Annotated in this window: 10 protein-coding genes; 1 reads left to right on the top strand and 9 read right to left on the bottom strand. The window is 70.4% G+C overall.

The features are described 5' to 3' along the window. The first annotated feature begins 106 nt into the window (after nucleotides 1-106). A complete protein-coding gene (locus ACMGG8_RS17155) occupies nucleotides 107-1048 on the top strand; it encodes an alpha/beta hydrolase (protein WP_060843901.1) in 942 nt (313 codons plus the stop codon). Between the two features lie 192 nt (nucleotides 1049-1240). Here the strand turns inward: ACMGG8_RS17155 and ACMGG8_RS17150 are convergent, their stop codons facing one another. From ACMGG8_RS17150 to ACMGG8_RS17110, 9 genes are read right to left on the bottom strand one after another with little or no spacing between them, the layout of a single operon-like run. After that, nucleotides 1241-2674, bottom strand: a complete 1434-nt coding sequence (locus ACMGG8_RS17150; RefSeq protein WP_060839802.1) for an isochorismate synthase — start codon at nucleotides 2672-2674, stop codon at nucleotides 1241-1243. Beyond that, nucleotides 2667-2990: an isochorismate lyase gene (locus ACMGG8_RS17145; protein ID WP_181321599.1), complete on the bottom strand. Its 324-nt coding sequence runs from the start codon at nucleotides 2988-2990 to the stop codon at nucleotides 2667-2669. Before ACMGG8_RS17145 ends, ACMGG8_RS17150 begins: the two co-directional genes overlap by 8 nt. Before the next feature lie 23 nt (nucleotides 2991-3013). Further along, nucleotides 3014-3793, bottom strand: a complete 780-nt coding sequence (locus ACMGG8_RS17140) for a thioesterase II family protein (protein WP_060839804.1) — start codon at nucleotides 3791-3793, stop codon at nucleotides 3014-3016. Beyond that, the gene (locus ACMGG8_RS17135; RefSeq protein WP_414157984.1) at nucleotides 3790-4905 is read right to left on the bottom strand and encodes a saccharopine dehydrogenase NADP-binding domain-containing protein; all 1116 of its coding nucleotides are present in this window, start codon (nucleotides 4903-4905) and stop codon (nucleotides 3790-3792) included. Before ACMGG8_RS17135 ends, ACMGG8_RS17140 begins: the two co-directional genes overlap by 4 nt. Beyond that, nucleotides 4902-10325 (bottom strand): amino acid adenylation domain-containing protein, encoded by a 5424-nt coding sequence (locus tag ACMGG8_RS17130; protein ID WP_414157983.1) that lies wholly within the window; start codon nucleotides 10323-10325, stop codon nucleotides 4902-4904. Before ACMGG8_RS17130 ends, ACMGG8_RS17135 begins: the two co-directional genes overlap by 4 nt. After that, nucleotides 10322-13792, bottom strand: coding sequence for an amino acid adenylation domain-containing protein (locus tag ACMGG8_RS17125; protein ID WP_414157982.1), 3471 nt, complete (start codon nucleotides 13790-13792; stop codon nucleotides 10322-10324). The genes ACMGG8_RS17130 and ACMGG8_RS17125 overlap by 4 nt, the downstream gene beginning before the upstream one ends. Then, nucleotides 13785-15548, bottom strand: a complete 1764-nt coding sequence (locus ACMGG8_RS17120) for an ABC transporter ATP-binding protein (protein WP_414157981.1) — start codon at nucleotides 15546-15548, stop codon at nucleotides 13785-13787. Before ACMGG8_RS17120 ends, ACMGG8_RS17125 begins: the two co-directional genes overlap by 8 nt. Continuing rightward, complete coding sequence (locus ACMGG8_RS17115; protein WP_414157980.1) at nucleotides 15545-17296, bottom strand: ABC transporter ATP-binding protein; 1752 nt, start codon at nucleotides 17294-17296, stop codon at nucleotides 15545-15547. The genes ACMGG8_RS17120 and ACMGG8_RS17115 overlap by 4 nt, the downstream gene beginning before the upstream one ends. Then, entirely contained in the window at nucleotides 17283-18950 is a 1668-nt protein-coding gene (locus ACMGG8_RS17110; RefSeq protein WP_414157979.1) for a (2,3-dihydroxybenzoyl)adenylate synthase, read from the bottom strand. Before ACMGG8_RS17110 ends, ACMGG8_RS17115 begins: the two co-directional genes overlap by 14 nt. Nucleotides 18951-19172: the final 222 nt, after the last annotated feature.

Here is a 19172-nt window from a genome sequence, read left to right as displayed (position 1 = left end):
CTGGTATCGGGTAGCCCGATGCGGCGACCACGGCAGCAAAATCACTACAGCCATCCGCACACTTCTGTTAAAACTCCTGGCTGATCGTTCCGTGGTGAAGCCTTCCATGTCCCCAACCCTGTCCCAGCGCCTGCGCCGTCGCTGGTTTTCCCTGCTGTGCCTGGCCGCGCTGGTCGGTGGCCTGCCGGTGAGCTGCGCGGTGCTCGAACACCAGGAGCGCAAGTTGGTGTTTCGCATCGAGCCGGGCACCGCCGGCTGGTATCGCGGCCTGCCGAGCACGGTGCAGGAGCTGGAACTCAAGCCGAAAAGCTTCAAGGCCGGGCAGAACCTCCACGCCTGGTGGTGGCCGGCCACGCGCGCCGACGCCCCGGCGATCCTCTACCTGCACGGGGTGCGCTGGAACCTCACCGGCCAGCTGTTTCGCATCGAGCAACTGCACGCCCTGGGCTACTCGGTGCTGGCCATCGACTACCGCGGCTTCGGCCAGAGCCACGGCGACCTGCCCTCGGAAAGCAGCGTGTATGAAGACGCGCGCATCGCCTGGGAGCGGCTCAAGCTGCTGCAGCCCGACGCCCGCAAGCGCCTGATCTACGGCCATTCCCTGGGCGGCGCGGTGGCCATCGACCTGGCCGCCGAACTGGGGCGCACGGCCGCCGCCGAGAAAACGCCGATTGCCGCCCGCGGGCTGATCGTCGAGTCCACCTTCACCACCCTGGCCGATGCCGCCGCGGCGGTGACCAAGACCTCGCTGCCGGTGCGCTGGGTGCTGTCGCAGAAGTTCGACTCCGTCGACAAGATCCGCGACATCGGCATGCCACTGCTGGTGGTGCACGGCCTGAAAGACGACTACGTACCGCCACGCTTGAGCCAGGAACTGTTCAAGGTTGCGCTGCAACCGAAAACACTGCTGCTGGTGCCCGGCGGCACCCACAACAACAGCATGAGCCTGGCGGGCAAGGACTACGCCCAGGCCATCAACGCCCTGCTGCGGGCCAAGCCGGCGTCCAGCATCGCCGGCCCGGCAGCGCTCACGGTGCCCACTGGCTGAACCTGCAGCCCAGGGCTCCAAGCACTCGGCAGGCAAGGCCCTGTGGGCCTTTTCGCAGCTTCGCAGGCTCAGCAGCGGCTACAGGAAACCCTCTGTGTAGCCGCTGCCGCAGGCTGCGCAAGGCACCGAAGGGGCCTCGGCGCCCTCCGGATCGCTGCGAGCCTGCGGCTCGTTCGCAGCCTTCGGCAGCGGCTACAAGGCGCTTTGTCCGCCGCTCACGGCCACGCTCGGCGAAGCCGCTGGCGGGCGCAACGCCTCGCTAATGGTGCGCAGTTTCAGGCAGGTTTCCTGGTACTCACTCGCTGGGTCCGACTCGCCGACAATCCCGCAGCCAGCAAACAGGTGCGCGCGGTTGCCGCGAATCAGGGCCGAGCGCAGGGCCACGGCAAACTCGCCATCGCCCTCGGCGTTCAGCCAGCCCACCGGCGCTGCGTACCAGCCACGGTCCAGTTGCTCGTGCTCGCGGATGTAGCCCAGCGCCTTGTCCCGCGGCAAACCGCCCACCGCCGGAGTCGGGTGCAGGGCCTGCACCACTTGCAGCAGGTCGACCTGGGGCCGCAAGCGTCCCAGCACCGGGGTCAGCAGGTGCTGGACGTGGGCCAGACGGTGCAGCTGCGGCTGTGGCGGGATTTCCAGCATGGCGCAGTAGGGCTGCAGCGACTCGCGCAGGGTCTGCACCACCAGGGCGTGTTCGTGGCGATCCTTGGCGCTGTCCAGCAGGGCCTGGCCCAGTTCCGCGTCCTGCTGTTCATGCAGGCCTCGGGCGCAGGTGCCGGCCAGGGCCACGGTGCTCAAGGTGCCCCGGGCCACCCGCACCAGGCGCTCGGGGGTGGCGCCCAAAAAGCAGCTGTCGCCACGGCTGAAGGCGAACAGGAAGGCCTGGGGATAGGCCGCCCCGAGGTTTTCCAGCAAGGGGCCGCAGGGGATGTTGCGGCTCGCCTGCAGACAGACTTCCCGGGCCAGCACCACTTTGCCCAACTCGCCGCCCTGGATTCGCCCGATCGCCCGGGCCACGCAGTCCTGCCAGCGTTCGGCGGCCAGGGGCTCTGCCGTGGCCCGGATCCCGTCCGGCAACTGCGCCGCCGGGGCGTGCTGATAGCGCGCCAGCAGCAGGCTCCATTCCGCCTCCAGGGCCGCGGCGCACTGGGCCACATCGGCGCCGGGCTCGACCCACAGGCTGAACAGCCAGTGCTGCTGCTCGCCCTCGCCCAGCAACAGCAGGCGCGGCAGCACCAGGGAGGTGCTGGCAAACGACTGCCACTGGGCGCTGCGCGGCACCTGGGGGTCAAAGGCGAACCCGCCACACAGGTACGCCTGGCGCGGCCCCACTTGATGGGCCCGCTCCAGCAACTGACGCCAGGCCCGGGTGCTGGCGCCGAAGCGTTCCCCCGCCGACGGGCTGATTTCCTCGGTGCAGCCGAAGCCCGCCAGGGCCAGCGCCCCCTGGTCGCTGGACCAGAACAGGCTCTGGCCGAACACCTGGCGGTTGGCGGCGAACAGCCGCAGCGGCTGCAGGCGCTCGGCGGCCTGACTGAACACCACCAGCACCGCCCGGCCCTCACGCCGGGCCCGGGCTTCACCTTGTTGCAGGGCCCGGGTCAATCCGCACAGGCACGACTCACTCATTGCCGGCTCCCTGCTGCAGCCCGTGCTGCAGGCGCCAGTGGCACACCTGCTGGGCGATGTTCCAGTGAATGATCTGGGCGAACAGCGGCACGACGAACATCGGGTCCAGGCCCGCCTGTTCGGCCCATTGCCGGCGTTGCGGGAGCATCGCCGCGACCCGCTCCGGGGCGGCGATGCTGTCCTCGGTCGGCTTGAACTGCGCCGCCGCCTTGACGTAGGCCAGGCGCTGGCCGAGGGCCTGGATGATCTGCCGGTCCATGGCGTCGATACCGCAGCGGACATCGTCCAGGCCGCTGCACTGCTCGGGGGTCTTCATGTGGAGGTCTACCAAAGAAAGATTCATGGGGTCGAAGGCCAGCACTGCCACGGCTGCTCGCCGAGGCCCGCCAGCAGTCGGGTCAGGTGCCGCAGCACTTCGGCCTGCTGCTCGCGCAGGTAGAAGTGCCCGCCGGGAAACGTCTGGAAATCCGTGACCTGGGCACTGACCTCGGCCCAGGCATAGGCTTCGTCCGCATCGACTTCGCTGTCCTGGCCCCCCAGGCACACGCTCAGGGGCAGGTCCAGGGCACGACCGACAGCGCCGCGATAGCACTCGATCAGCCGGTAGTCGTTGCGCAAGGCCGGCAGGTACAGGTCGCGCAGCGTCGGGTCGTCCAGCAGTGATGGCGCACCGTCGGACAGACGCCGCACGTCCGCCAGCAACGCCTCGTCCGAGCCCAGGTGCAGCTCGCTGTGGCGCTGGCGATGGGGCGCCGGATGCGCGGACACGATCAGGCGCTGCGGCGCCGAGCCCTGCTGCTGCAGGCGCGCGGCCACCTCATAGGCCAGGGCCGCGCCCAGGCTGTGGCCGAACAGCACCAGCGGCCGCTCCACCAGGTCCGACAGGGCCCGGGTGATGTTGCCCGCCATCCACTCCAGGCTGCCGGGCCAGGTTTCGCTCAGGCGCTCCTCGCGCCCCGGGTACTGCACGCTGATCAGCTCGATATCCGTCGGCAACAGGTGGCGCCAGTCATTGAAGAAGCTCGCGCTGCCCCCGGCATGGGGCAGGCACACCAGCCGGCAACGCGGCGGTTGTGGCTGCGGGTAACGCCGCAGCCAGGCACTGGGAGCCTTTCTCACAGCACGCCCTCCTCTGCCTCGGCCAGGGCCACGCCGCTGAAGTCGGGCAACTGCACCCGAGTATCCGGCAGCCAGCGCTGCAGCTGTTCCAGGCAGGCGACCGGGTCCAGCACCTGGGCGGCGTAATGCAAGCCTGCAGGCCACTGCGCCCAGTGCAGGGCGCAGAAGGCCGCAACGCTGCCGGTCAGGCGTGAACCGTCCGACGCCCGCAGCCAGGCGCAGGCGTGCTGTTCCCGCCCGTCCCGCAGCCCCTCGATCTCCACCGCCAGCAACTGATAGGGCTGGCGCCCGGCCACATCCAGGGCGCTGGCCTGGACCAGCGCGGCGACGTTCTGCGCCGCGTCGCGCGCCTGCGGCGCCAGGCCCTGGATCCGTTGCAAGGTCGCCGCCAGCTGCCCGCCCTCGAACAGGTTGAAGCCCTGCCCGTGGCCAACCTGCAGGTCGCGAAACAGTCGCAGCTGTTCGCAGCTCAGGTAGGCATAGGCCGGTACGCCGCTCACCGGCAGCCAGGGTCGCTCCAGCGGCTGCGGGGTACTGGCGCTGCTGCGCACCTGCTGCCCTTGGCTGAAGGCGCACTGGGCCTGACCGAAGCCATTGCCCAGGCTCAGCAGAAAGTCCTCGGCGGCGGTGGCCGACAAGCGCCCCAGCCCACCGGCATAGCAGCGCATGGCATCGACCCGCTGGAAGGACTGCGCCAGCAACCGCGGAAACAGCCCCGACAGCCCCGGCAGCATGCCCGCCGACAACAGCACCCGGCGCCCCGCCGGCACCTGCCCCGACAGCCGCTCATGCACGGGATCGTCGCCGCCCACGTCCAGGTAGTCGGCCCCCGCGGCCAGCGCGGCCCGGGCCACCCGATCGAGGATCCGATAGCTGGGCCCGGCGCAGTTGATCACCAGCGCACAACCGGCGCAGAAATCCGCCAGGCTCTGCGAGTCCCACAGGTCGAGGGCGCGCACCTCGGCGCGCGCCCCCAGTTGCCGGTTCAACTGCTCGGCCTGCTGCCGGTCGCGTCCGCCCAGGCGCAGGGCGACCCTGGGTGCCAGCAGTTGCGCCACTTGACGGCCGACGCTGCCATAGGCCCCGACCAGGCCAATCATCGCCTCCTTCATGCCGCCACCTCGGCGACCGCCTCGAAGGCCCGGGCCACGGCTTGCACCTGGGGCTGCTGCATGCAGCTGAAGTGATCCCCGGGTACATCCACCACCCGCAGTTCACCCAGGCACAGGGCCTGCCAATAGGCGCTCATGTCGCGGTGCATGCCGGGCAGCACCTGCACCTCGCCGCTCTGGCGAATGAACAGCAGGTCGCCCTGGTACGGCGTGGCCTCGTGCAGGGCCACCGCCGCCAGGCTGTGGCGCAGCACCTGCAACTGCTCGCCCAGCCAGCGCAGGTCGCTCAGGGGCGAACCGGCGTGGCGCATGGCCTCGGCAATCGCCTGCAGGCGCTGTTCCGGGGTCTTCTCTGCCAGGCGCCGCAGGCAGGCCAGGGCCGGGGCGCACTGGGCGTCCTCGCTCAAGGCCAGCAGCGACCCCAGGGGCACCCGCCCCGGGGTCTGCTCCAGGACCCGGGCGATGCTGCGCTCCATGGCCTGTTCATCCTCGGGGTAACCCAGGGCCAGCGGATCGGCCTGCATCACCCGGGCGAACACGTACTCGGCCAACAGGTCGTCCTCGATCATGAACGGCACCCGGTAGCTGCTGATCACGCTCAGTTGCAGCACCTGGATCGAACGCGCCGCCAGGCACGCCGCCAGTTCCGTGGCCAGCAGCCCGCCCAGGCAATAGCCGACGATGCTCACCTGACGCCGTCCCTCGGCCTGCAGGGTGTCGGCATAACGCTCGGCCAACTGGCGAATCGCCGTGGCCGGCTCCAGGGCCAGATAGCCCGGTACATCGTTGAGCACCAGCCCTTCCAGAGGCACGTCCTCCCCCAGGGCGGCGAACAGGGCGCGGTACGGCGCCAGGGTGCCACTGCCGTCGTGGACGAAGATCCGCGTCGGGCCCTGGGCCTTGTCGCTGATGCACACCAGCGGCGAATCGCCTTCCACGCCCTGGCCGCGCAGGTAGTCGGCCAGGGCCGCCACCGTCGGCTGGTTGATCAACTGGCGCAGCAAATCGCTCCAGGGCAACGGCCGGGCCTGGGGCAGGACTTCCCGCAGACGCCCCACCACCTGTGCCACCAGCAGCGAGTCGCCGCCCAGTTCGAAGAAGCCCTGGTCGCGGCCCACCGCCGGCACCCGCAACAGGGTCTGCCAGACCTCGGCGATGCTGCGCTCCAGCGCGTCCAGTGGCGCCGCCCCGCTGCTGACCTGCTGCTCGGGGCCGGCCACGCCGATCCGCGCCAGGGCCTGGCGATCGACCTTGCCATTGGCGGTCAGGGGCATGTCATCCAGCACCTGCCAGTCCGCCGGGATCATGTAGTCCGGCAGGCGCTGGGCCAGGTGGGCCCGCAGCGCCTCGGGCTCCAGGGTCTGGCGCTGGCTCTTGAAGCGGGTGATGAACAGGTGCTGGCCGATCTGCGACATGGCGTCGCCGGCCTCGGGCAGGCACAGCGGGCTTTCGCCCCCGGCCTCCAGCAGCAACTGCTGCCACTGCTCGCGACGGATGAAAGTGGTGTCCTGCTCGGCGCGAAAATCCTCGAAGGCGGTCAGGCCTTCTTTGAACTCCATGGAGGCCATGATCTGGTAGGTGTCGCGAGTGGCCTCGATGAAGATCAGCCAGCCACCCGGGGCCAGCATCTCCCGCAGCCGCGCCAGCACCCGGCTGGCATGCCGTGAGTTGTGCAGCACGTTGGCGCAGAGGATCACGTCCAGGGAGTTGGCGGCCACGCCCTGGGCCCAGTGGTCCTGGTTGAGGTCGAACAGGCCGTAGCTGACCCAGGGGTAGGCGGCGAAATGCTCCCGCGCCTCGTTGAGGAAGAACTGCGACAGGTCGGTGAACTGGTAATCCACCGGCAGGCCGTCCAGGGCCGGGATCAAATCGGCGCTGGTGCCGCCGACCCCGGCGCCGATTTCCAGCAGGCGCAGGCGCTGGCCGGCCGGACGCTGGCGGATGATCTCCTGCACTGCGGCGCACACCGCCTGGTTCAGGTACTGGCTGATCAGGTTCTTGCGGTAGGCGCCCTCGGCGGTGTCGGTGCGGCCCTGGGGGAACAGCAGGTGCAGCGGGTCGAGCCGGTCGCTCATCAGCGCCGGCAGTTGCTCCTGGCTTTCGCGCAGGTAGCGCAGGACCTCGGCGCCCCAGCCCACGGACGGTTCCAGGGCGTCGATGCGCTGCCAATGCTGACGGTATTCCGCAGCCGACACCTGCAAGCCCGAATAACGCCCGGTGTGCCGGTCCCAGTGCACCAGGCCTTCCCGGGCCAGGGCCTGCAACCAGCGGCGGATCAGGCGCTGATTGCGCGGCGCCACTTCGCAGCGCGCCACGATCTCCTCCAGCGCATGGCTCTGCCCCGCGGCGTCGAACAGCCCCGGACGCTGCAGGGCCAGGCCCATGGACAAAAGCGCGGCGCGCTCGACGCAAGCCGACATCTCGCTGACCAGGGCATCGCTCAAGTCGCCACGCACCGCCTGGGCCGCCGCCCGGGTCCGCGCCAGCAGCGCCTCCGGCCAGGCCAGCGGCGTGTCGCGCAGGCTGGCCGTCAGGCAGGCTTGCAGGCGCCGGTCGAAGGCGCCCTCGCCCGCGGCCACCACCACCGCCGATTCCACATGCGGATGGCTGAGCAAGGCGCTTTCCACTTCCGCCAGTTCGATGCGGTGGCCGCGCACCTTGACCTGGAAATCCTCGCGGCCCAGGAACTCGATCAGGCCGTCCTCCAGGTAGCGCCCCAGGTCACCGGTGCGGTACAGGCGCTCGCCGCTGCGCGGATGATCGACAAAGCGCTCGGCGGTTTTCTCGGCATCCCCCAGGTAGCCCAGGGCCAGGCCGCTGCCGGCGATGTACAGCTCGCCGGCCACCCCTTGCGGGCGGTCGCGGCCCTGCTCGTCGAGGATCATGAAGCGCTGGTTGGCCAGCGGCCGGCCGTAGGGAATGCTGCGCCACTGCGGGTCGACCTGGGTGATCGGGTAGTAGATCGACCAGATCGCCGCTTCGGTGGCGCCCCCCAGGCTGATCAGGCGCAGCCGGGGCAGCAGTTGGGCGGCCTCCGCCGGCAGGTTCAGGGGGATCCAGTCCCCCGACAGCAACGCCAGCCGCAGGGTCGCCGGGGCCATGGACGGCAGCGCCTGCAGGTAGTGGGTGAGCATCTGCAATTGCGCCGGCACCGAGTTCCACAGGGTCACCCCGTGTTCCCGGGCGCACTCGGCCCAGTGCGAAGGGTCGGCGCGGCGCTGCGGGTCCGGCAGCACCAGGGCGCCCCCCACCGCCAGCAGGCCGAAGATGTCGTACACCGACAGGTCGAAGCCCAGGCTGGCCAGGGCCAGCACCCGGTCATCGGCGTCGATGGCAAAGCGCTGGTTGATGTCGACCACGGTATTGAGCGCCGCCTGATGGCTGATCATCACGCCCTTGGGCACCCCGGTGGAGCCGGAGGTGTAGATCACGTAGGCCAGTTGCTGCGGGTCGATGGCCACGCCGGGCACGGGCCGCTGCGGCAGCCGCGGGCCCTGGTCGACCTGGATCACCTGGGTCACCCGCGGCGGCCAGCACAGCTCATCGCCCAGCCAGGACTGACTGAGCACCCGGCCGACCTCGGCGTTGTCCAGGATCAGCTGGCGCCGGGCCTCGGGCTGGTTGGTGTCCAGCGGCAGGTAGGTGGCCCCGGCACGCAGAATGCCGAGCACCGCGATCACCTGTTCCAGGCCCTTGTGCATGCACACCGCGACCCGCTCCCCAGGCTGGCAGCCGGCGTCGAGCAGGGCCTCGGCCACGGCTTCGGCGCGCCCGGCCAGTTCGCCGTAGCTCATCTGCGCGGCGCCCTGAATCAGCGCCACACGCTGCGGCGCCGCGGCCGCCTGACGCCAGAACGGCTCATGCAGCAGCCCCTCGGGCAAGGGCGCAGCGCTCTGGTTCACCAGCTCGCGTTGCAGGCGTTGCGCCGCCGGCAGCTCCAGGCAGTCGTCCAGGGTCCAGGCCGAGGGCTCCCGGGCCAGGCGCTTGAGCAGCCGTTCGAAGGTGTCGAACAGCGCGTCCAACAGGGTTTCGCTGAACACCCCTTCGCGGATGTCCCAGTTGATCGCCAGGCCGTCGTCACGCTCGCTGACCTGGCAATCGATCAGCACCTGGGGCGTCTGGCTGATGCCGAACACCAGCTCGGCACCGGGCATGAAGGACCCGCCGCCGCTCTCGCCGCCAGCCCCCAGGGTGCTGGTGAAGGCATAGGGCATCAACGCCGCCTCCTGGCCCTTGCGCCGCGCCAGCTCGCGCAGCACTTCGATGCCCGAACACAGGCGATGGTCCATGTCCTGCCACAGGCGCTCCTGCAGTTGCTGGCTGCGCTGGCCGAAGCTGCCGCCTTGCAGGGTCTGCACTTCCAGCAGTTCCACCGAGCTGAAGTCGCCCACCAGGCGGTCGACCTGGGGGTGCAGCGACAGGCGATTGAGCAGGGTCAGGCTCAGGCAGAAATGCCCGCGCCGACTCCAGCGCCCGAGGGTTTCGGCATAGGCCGAGAGGATCGCCGCCGACACCCCGACTCCGGCCGCCGCCGCGTTCAGGCGCAGGGCGTTGCAGTCGCGGGCTTGCAGGCTCATGGCCCGGCGCTGGAAGCGCGGCCCGCTGGGTGCCCCCAGCGTGGGCAACTCGGGCGCCCCCGGCAGGCTGTCGACCCGCGCCCACCAGTAGTCGCGGTCACGCTGGTAGCGCGGTTGCTCGCGCAGGCGCCGTTCCCCCAGCACATAGTCGCGAAAGCTGATCTGCGCCGGTGCCGGCAGGGGTTCACCGCGATACAGCTGCTGCAGTTCGGCCAGCAGCATGCGCACGCTCTGGTAGTCGCACACCAGCAGGTCCACCGACAGGTGCAGGCGCGAGGTGTCGCGGCCCTGGCTCACGCACAGCTCGATCAGCGGCCATTGCTGCGGCGTGGCGCGGCGCAGTTCCATGCCCTCACGCAGGGCCTGCAAGGCGCTGCCGTCGTCCTCGCGCAGGTCGTGACAGGCGACGCTGTAGTGCGGCACCTGGGGCAGGATGCGCTGGTAGCCCTCCTCCAGCACCACCGCCCGGAGCATCTCGTGGCGCGCGATCAACTGGTTCCAGGCCTGTTCCAGGCGCAGCGGGTCAAGGTCCTGCTGGGCGAATTCCAGGTAGCCGTGGCAGGCCACCCCGCCATAGCTGAAGGCACTGGTGCGGCCCAGCAGGTAGGCGGCCTGCACGTCGGTCAGCGGGAAGGGTTCTTCGCGGGCCGAATGGTCGGCCTCCAGGGTCGGCAACTGCGCCGCCTGCAGCTGTTGCAGCAACGCCTCCTTGTGCTCGCGCAGCTGGTTCAGGCGCGCCTCGTCCATGACCCCGGCCGGGGCCCGATAGCGCAGGCGGCCCTGTTCTTCCCAGAGCTCCACGCCCAGCTGTTGCAGGTCCTGTTGCAGTTGTTGCAGCGTCATAACACGCCCTCCACCATTGCGTTCTGAGTGACGGGCCGCTGTTCCCGGCGCGAGGCGAGCAACTGCCCCTGCAGGGCCACGGTGGCCGCGTTGAAAAAATCCTTGAGCGACAGTTCCAGCTGGAACTGCCGGGCGATGCGTTCGATCAGCCGGGCCGCCAGCAGGCTGTTGCCACCGAGGGCGAAAAAGCCCTGATGCCGGCCCACCTGGGGCACTTGCAGCAGCTCCTGCCACAGCGCGGCCACGGCTTCCTCCCACGCCCCTTGCGGCGGTTCGGCGCTGTGTGGCTGGACGCCCCGGCGCTGCTCCTGCAGCAACCACGACAGGGCCGCGCGATCGACCTTGCCGTTGGCGCTCAGGGGCAGCGCGGACAGGGTCAGCCAACTGTCCGGAAGCATGTGCTCGGGCAGCCATTGCCCCAGCCACTGGCGCAGGGCCTGGGGTTCGGGCAGCGGCTCCCGGGCCAGCAGCACCGCCGCCAGCTGCGGTTCGCTGCCGGGCAGCACCAGGCTCAGCGCGCGGTCGATGGCCGGATGGCGCTCCAGGGCCAGGTCGATTTCCGCCAGTTCGATGCGAAAGCCGCGGACCTTGACCTGATGGTCCAGGCGCCCGAGAAACTCCAGGCTGCCGTCGGCCCAGTAGCGGCCCTGGTCGCCGGTGCGGTACCAGCGCCCGCCGTCATGCTCGACAAAGCGCTGGGCGCTGAGGGTCGGCAGGCCGCGATAGCCGGCGGCCACCCCGGCGCCGCCGATCCACAGCTCGCCGGGCACCCAGTCCGGGCAGTCCCGGCCCTGGCTGTCCACCACCCGGAAGCGCTGGTTGTCCAGGGGCCGGCCATAAGGAATCGAGCGCCAGTGCGCGGGCACCGCCGCCACCTCCTGGTAGTTGGACCAGATCGCCGCCTCGGTGGCGCCACCTAGGGCCACGAACGACACGGGGCGGCCCGCCGCTTGCTCCAGGCGCCGTGGCAGGTCGAGGCCGACCCAGTCGCCGGACACCATGGCCAGGCGCAAGGCCCCGAGCCCGGCGCCGTCGCGCACTTGCAGGGTCAGCATCTCCAGCAGCGCCGGCACCGAGTTCCACAGGCTCACCTGCTCCTGGCGGATCAGCCGCAGCCATTCCCGGGGCTCCTTGCGCAGGCTGTCCGCCGGCAGTACCAGGGCGCCGCCGACACTCAGCGGACCGAAGAGGTCGTACACCGACAGGTCGAAATCCAGGGCCGAGAGCCCCAGCACCCGGTCCTCGGCGCCAACCTGGTAACGGCGGTTGATCGCCTCGACGGTATTCATCGCCGCCTGATGGCAGAGCTCGACGCCCTTGGGCTCGCCGGTGGTGCCCGAGGTGAAGATCACGTAGGCCAGGGCGTCGGCGGCCAGCGCCAGGGGCTGCTCCAGGGCGCGGGCCGGCGCCGCCTGGGCCAGGGTCACCACCCGCAACTCGGCCAGCCAGATGCCACCCTCGCGGTGGGCCTGATCGGTGAGCACCACATGCGCCCCGGCGCGCTGATAGATCATGTCGCGGCGCGCCGGCGGCTGTTCGATGCCCACCGGCACATAGACCGCCCCGGCGGCGAGAATCCCCAGCACCGCGATCACCTGTTCGCGGCCCTTGGGCAGGGTGATCGCCACCGCATCCCCCGGCTGCACGCCCCACTCCACCAGCGCCCCGGCCAGTTGCAGGGCCTGCCGGGCCAGCTCGGCGTAGCTCAGGTGGCCCTGCTCGTCGATCAGTGCCAGCGCCTCGGGGCGCTGGCGCGCCTGCTGGAAGAAGCCCTGGTGCAGGCACTGCGCGGGGGTGGGGTGTTCGGTGGCATTGACCCGCTGGCGCTGTTGCTGCTGCGCCGCCGGCAATGGCAAGGGCGCCGGCTGTTGCCAGTCGTTGGCGCACAGCCACAGCAGCAAGCCGCGGTAGGCGTCGAACATCTGCTCCAACAGGTCTTCGGGAAACAGCCCCTGCACCGCGTCCCAGTTCAGCAGCAGGCCGTCGGCCAGCGGGTAGCTCTGGTGGTCGAGCCAGACCTGGGGCGTCTGCGACAGCGCCCAGCCGGGCTCACCCAATTGCTCGCGGCAGGTGGCGTCGACAAAGGCCGGGCCCAGGTTGCAGGCGAACACCACCGGCGCGCCCTGGCCGCCGCCCTGGCGCAGCCGCGCACGCTCGCGCAGCACCTCGACCCCGGGCCAGGCGCTGTGGGCGATGTCGCGGTGCAACTGGGCCTGCAGCGCCAACGCCTGCTGGCAGAAGGACGTGGGCTGGCGCAGGTCCACTTCCAGCAGCACCAGGTTGGAGAAATCCGCCAGCAGATGGGGCACGCAGGGGTGCAGTTCCTGGCGGTCGAACAGCGGCACGTTGAGCAGGAAATGCTGGCTGGCGCTCCAGCGCCCCAGCACCTGGGCATAGGCACAGGCGAGCACGCTGGCCAGGGTCAGGCCGTGTTGCCGGGCGCGCTGTTCCAGGGCCTGCAACTGCTCGTGGTTCAGGCGCATCGCCAGCCGGCGAAAACGCGGCGTGCCGAGCTGCTGCGGCTCCTGGGCCAGGGGCAGTTGCGGGCCGTCCGGCAGATCCTCCAGGCGCTCCAGCCAATAGTCCCGGGCCGCTGCCAGCTGCGGCGCGCGCAGTTCCTGCTCGGTCCGCAGGTAGTCGGCGAAGGTCCATTCCAGGGCCGGCAGGCGGTGCTCCTCGCCGGCGTGAATCAGCGCCAGGTCGCGCAGCAGGATGCCGATGCTGAGCACGTCGGCCACCAGCAGATCGATGTTCAGGTGCAGGCGGCTGCGGCCGTCGGGCAGCAGACTCAGTTGCACGTCGAACACCTGCCCGCGGCTGACCTCCAGGCGCCGGTGCGAGAGGTTTTCGCGGATCTGCTCCAGGGCCTCGGCGGCGCCGACGCAGGAAGCCTGACGCAGATCATGGACGGTCAGCCCGGGCCAGGGGCTCTGGGGCAGGATGCGCTGGCAGCTGTCGCTGATGAAACAGGCGCGCAGCATCGGATGGCGCTGGCACAAGCGGCGCAGGGCCTGCTCCAGGCGCTCGGGCTCCAGGCCGTGGCCGTCCAGCTCCTGGTACAGGTGGCAGCCGACCCCGCCCAGGGGCATACCCGGATCGCGGCCGAACCAGTAGGCCTGTTGCAGCGGAGTGAGGGCGAAATCGCTGTTGGCAGGGGCGCTGGCCACGGCCTGCAGGCGCGGCGCCGCGAGGCCACGGCGAGCCTCGATCAGCGCCCACCAGGCGACCAGGGTCGGCTGCTGGATCAGCTCGGCGAAGCTCAGGCTCACGCCTTCGCCGGCCAGCAGCGCCGGCAGGCGCATGATGCTCACCGAGTCGAGGCCCTGCTCGATCAGCGACGCATCCGCCTCAAGGTCCCCGGGCGCGTAGCCGAGCAACCGGGCGATGCCTTCGCAGAGTCCTTGGGGTGAATGACTCAGGCCGGCGGGCGCGGGATGAGCGCATGCCAGTGCTGGGTTATCAGTCATGGTGGACGGTCCTTTGGGGTACGGAAGAAGGTGTGCGCAAGCGCCAGCGATTGATCGCTTCGCGCTCGTGGAACAACTGGCGATAACGGCCCGGGGCCGTCATCAGTTGGCTATGGGTGCCGTGCTGGGCCAGGCGGCCCTGGTCCAGCAGGAGGATCTGCCCGGCGCACGGAGCCAGGGTCGGCTTGTGGGTCGCCAGCAGCACCGTGTGCTTGCGCGCCAGTTGCCGCAGGCTCTGGTTGACCCGGGCCTCGCTGATGGCGTCCAGGGCGGAGGTGGGCTCATCCAGAAGGATCAGCGTGGCGTCCTTGAGCATGACCCGGGCCAGGGCCAGGCACTGGCGTTCGCCGCCGGAAAGGCTCACGCCGCCCTCGCCGACCCAGGTCTGCCAGCCTTGGGGCAGGCGCTGGGCCAGCCGGTCGAGGCCGGTGGCGCGGGCCGCTTCCAGCAATTGCGCTTCGTCGGCCTCGGGGCGGCCCAGGCGCAGGTTGTCCAGCAGGCTGGCGGCCAGCGGCGGGCAGTCCTGGAACATCAGAGCGATGTCCCGATCACGCTGGCTGGCCGACAGCTCACGCAAGTCGACACCGCCCAGCAGGATGGCGCCCTGGCTGACATCGCAAAAGCGCGCCAGCAGCCGCAGCAGGCTCGACTTGCCGGAACCGGATGGCCCCACCAGCAGGTTCAGCGAACCCGGCTCCAGCGTGAAGCTGATGTCCTGCAGGATCACCCGGCCCTGGCGTTCCAGGCCCAGCTGGCGAACCTCCAGGCGCCGGTCGGCCGGCACCTGGGGCCGGGCCGGTTCCGGCAGCGGCGCCAGGTCCAGCAACTGGCGCAGGCTGTCCAGGCCATGGCGGGTCTGGCGCAGGCTGGTGCCCAGGTTGACCAGGGCGCCCATGGGTTCCACCAGGCAGGTGGCAAGCACCGCCAGGGCCAGGTATTGCACGGCGCCGAGGCTGCCGCCGAGCACCGCGTAGAGGCCGCACAACAGCACCGCGGTGTAGCCGGCCTGAAGCGCCAGCACCAGCCCCAGGGCCGCCGGAAAGGTCCGCCAGTGCGCCCGGCGCTGGGCCTGGCGCTGTTGCTGCAGCGCCGCGCCGAGCAGGCTGAAACCTTCACCGTTGCGCCCACTGGCCCGCAGCAGCGGCTGCTGGCGCAGGTATTCCAGGACCCGCGCCGCGGCTTCACCGGCCGCCGCTTCGCTGTGCTGCTCGGCCTGCCCGCCCCAGCGCACGCCCCAGTGATAGAACAGCACCAGCAACGGCAGGCAGGCCAGGGCCGCCAGGGCCATGGACAGGTCGTAGCACAACAGCGCCACGAGCAGGGCCAGGGGCGTCAGCAAGGCATTGGCCATGGGCTGCAGCAAGTGCGCCGGAGCGCTCATGATCTGCGCCACGGTATGGGTCACCAGGCGGTTGAGCTCGGCGCCGCGGCGCTCGACAAACCACTCCAGGGGTAGGCGCGCCAGATGCCGGCCAATGCGCAGGTTCAACGAACGCGCCGCCGCGGCCCCGGCCCGGTAGCCCGCCAGTTGCGCCCGGCGGCGCAGCCACAGGCAGAGCCCGGCGAATCCGCCAAAGGCTGCGGCCCAGAGCCAGGGCGTCCGCGCCGTGGCGGCCTCCAGGGCGCTGGCCAGGGCCATCGGCAGCAACCCCAGGGCCAGGCCCTGGGCCAGGGCACTGGCGGCCATGGCCAGCAAGGCCCGGCACAACAGCGCGGCGTCCCGCGGCTGCAGGCTGCGTAACAGTGCGGCAATCATGGGCGGCTCCCGTTCAGCGCGGCGGCGTCCAACTGCTCCGCGGCCCAGAGCCCGGCATACACCCCCTGCCGCTCCAGCAGGGCCTGATGCCGGCCGCATTCCACCAGGCGTCCGCCCTGCAGCACGGCAATCTGCTCGGCGTCCTGGATGCTGCTCAGGCGATGGGCAACCACCAGCACCGTGCGCCCCTGGGCCAGGCGCGACAGGGCCTGCTGGATCGCCGCCTCCGATTGCGGATCGCTGGCGGCGGTGGCCTCGTCGAGCACCAAAATCGGCGCGCGGCTGAGCATGGCCCGGGCGATGCCCAGGCGCTGGATTTCGCCGCCGGACAGCTGCAGCCCCTCCCCCAGCTGGCTGTGATAGCCCTGGGGCAAGGCGCAGATGCGTTCGTGGATCTGCGCCGCCCGGGCCGCGGTTTCGACCTCGGCCAGACTGGCTCCGGGCCGGCTCAGGCGCAGGTTGTCGAGGACGCTGGCGCGCAGCAGGCGCACCTCCTGAAAGACAAAGGCCACCTGCCGATACAGGGTCGCGCTGTCCATGTCCCGCAGGTCGACACCGCCGATGCGGATCGCCCCGGCGCTGACATCGGCAAAGCGCGCGAGCAAGGTGGCCAGGGTGGATTTGCCGGCCCCGGAATCCCCCACCAGGGCGGTCAGGGTGCCCGGTTGCAGGCACAGATCGATGCCGTGCAACACCTGGCTGCCGTCGGGGTAGCTGAAGTCCACGGCGTCGAAGCTCACCACAGCCCCCTCGGGTTCCCGGGAGCAGGCCGGTTGCGCCAGCACCGGGGTCTTGAGCAGCGCACTGATGCGCTGCGCCGCCGCCCGTCCCTGGACCAGGGAATCGGCGCCATGCCCCAGGGCCGCCACCGGCGCCGCCAGGGCCGGCCCCAGCAAGGCAAACGGCAGCAACTGCAGCGGCTGCAAGACCCCGACGGCGATCAGTGGCACCCCGGCCACCAGCACCAGGGCCAGCACCAGCAGGGGCGAGAGCAGCACCTCGACACTGGCGCCCAGGCCCGCCCAGCGCTCGACCCAACGGGAGAAGAAGCCGGCAAAATCCTCCACCGCCTTGAAGAACTCGTCCTGTACCCGCTGCACCCGGCCAAAGGATTTGACCATGGCAATGCTCTGCACGAAGTTCAGGGTCGCCGTCGACAGCGCGCCCATGGCGCCGCCCAGGCGCTGGCGCTCGTCACGATAGGCCGGGGTGCGCATCACCCGCAGGCGCCACAGGGCGATCATCGGCGGCGCCAGCACCACCAGGGTCATGGGCAGGCTCACGGTCAGCAGGTAGATCAGGCTGGCCAGGGGCACCACCAGGGCCGCCACCAGGTTGTTGGGCAGGTGCGCCACCAACTGATGCAGGGCCCCGACGTCCTCCAGCAGCACCCGCTCGGCGGTCTGTCGCTGGCCGTCCAGCCAGGCCAGGGGCACCCGCGCCAGATGGGCGGCGATGCGCTGGCGCAGATGGCGCTGCAGGTCGCTGTCGGCCAGGTGGGTGATCTGCAAACCCGCCGCCAGCCCCAGCAGGCGCAGGAGCAGCGCCCCGGCCCCGGCCAGCAGCCAGAAACCCGCGCGCTCCAGGTCCAATTCGCCGGCCAGCAGCAGCGGCGCCAGTTCGGCCACGGCGATCAGCGGCAGCAGGCCCACCAGCGCCGCCAGCACTTGCAGCAGCATCGCCGCCAGCAGGCGCCCGCGCACCGGGCGCAACAGTGCGGCCAGTCCTGCCGGTTCAGCCACGGCCATCAGCGGCCTCCAGGGCTTGGGCCCGGTTGCCGAAGTACAGGGCCTGGATCGCCTCGCGCAGGTGCTTGCGGCTGACCTTGCCGACCCCGGTCTGGGGAAACGCCGGGATGAACTCGAAGCGGTCCGGCAGCTTGAACGCCGCCAGCCCCTGGGCCCGCAGATGACGCAGCAGTTGCGGGGCGCGGGGCGCGGCGCCACGGGGGATGACAAAGGCGCAGGTGCGCTCGCCGAGGAAGGCATCGGGCATCGCCACCAGGGCCACGTCGGCCACCGCCGGGTGGCTGAGCAGCAGGTTCTCCACCTCTTCGGCGGCGATCTTTTCGCCGCCGCGGTTGATCAGGTCCTTGTCCCGCCCTTCCACCATCAGGTAGCCGTCGGCGGTCAGCTGCACCCGATCGCCGGTGCGATAGAAGCCGTCGGCGGTGAAGGCCTGGGCGTTGTGCTCGGGGTAACGGTAATAACCGCGGATGGTGTAGGGACCCCGGGTCAGCAACTGCCCGACCTGCCCCACCGGCACCGGTTGCTCGTGCTCGTCCACCACGCGGATTTCGTCCGCCGGCGACAGCGGCCGGCCCTGGGTGTGCAGCACCCGCTGCGGCGGGTCCTCGGGGTCGGTGTAGCAGATCAGCCCTTCGGCCATGCCGAACACCTGCTGCAGGCGACAACCGAGCACCGGCTCGACACGCCGCGCCGCCTCAAAGCTGAGCTTGGCGCCGCCCACTTGCAGCAGTTGCAACGATGCCAGCCCGCGTCCGCGCGCCTGGGCCGCCTCCAGCCAGACCAGGGCCAGGGGCGGCACCAGGGCGGTGTGGGTCACGGCTTCGCGCTCGATCAGCTCGAAGCAGACTTCCGGGCTCGGCGAGGGGCTCAGCACCACCCGCCCGCCCACCGCAAAGGTGCCGATGAACCCCGGGCAACACATGGGAAAGTTGTGCGCCATGGGCAGCGCCACCAGGTACACGCTGGCGTCGGACAAAGCGCAACGCTCGGCGCTGGCCCGCAGGTTGTAGAGGTATTCGTGATGGCGACGCGGAATCAGCTTGGGAATCCCGGTGGAACCGCCGGAGAGCTGGAAACAGGCCACCGCGTCGGCGCTGGGGGCCGGGAAAGTGCAGGATCTGCTGTCGTCATACAGGCTGTGCAGGGCGCTGAACTCCTCGGCTTCGCCGGCCACCAGCACCCATTCCAGTGACGGGTGGCCGGCCTTGAGTTCGCGGGCCATGGCGCGAAAGTCGAAGCCGCCGTCGCAGTCGGCGCAGAAGTAGGCCCGGGCCCGGGCAAACTCGCAGAAGCGGCCGATTTCCAGGTGCCGGTGGGCCGGCAGCGCGAAGATCGGCCGCACACCGAGGCGATACAGGGCGAAGCAGACTTCGACGAAGGCCGCGCCGTTGGGCAGTTGCAGCACCACGTTGTCGCCAGCCCGCAGCCCCAGCCGGTGCAGGCCGGCGGCCAGTTGGTCGACCCGCAGGTCCAGTTGCCGATAGCTCAGGCGCCGCTGGCCATCGCTCAGCGCCTCGCGCTCGCCGAAGGTCCGGGCCGCACCTCGCAGCAGATCGCCAAAGGTTTCATCGCGCCAGTAACCGGCCTCGCGGTAAGCCTGGGCGAAGGCCTCGGGCCAAGCGGGGCAATCCTGCGAATCGTCGAAAGTGGACATGCTGTCTCCTGAGTTTTTTTCGGCAAAAGGCCGCCCCGGACCTGACATGTCAGGCCCCCGGAATGAAGGAAAGATGAGCCGTCAGCGCGGCGAAAAATGCGGGCCTGTCGGCGCTCCTGCGGGGCGGCGGATGGCGGGGTCGTCCATGTTGAGCGGCTGCGCTTGCAAATGAGAGTGATTATTAACCGGTAATTTCCGGGGCCCGGCAATCGGCAGGACATT

The organism is Pseudomonas sp. BNK-45, from assembly GCF_047456255.1.
GTDB lineage: Bacteria > Pseudomonadota > Gammaproteobacteria > Pseudomonadales > Pseudomonadaceae > Aquipseudomonas.
This window is presented reverse-complemented; position numbering and strand designations above follow the sequence as displayed.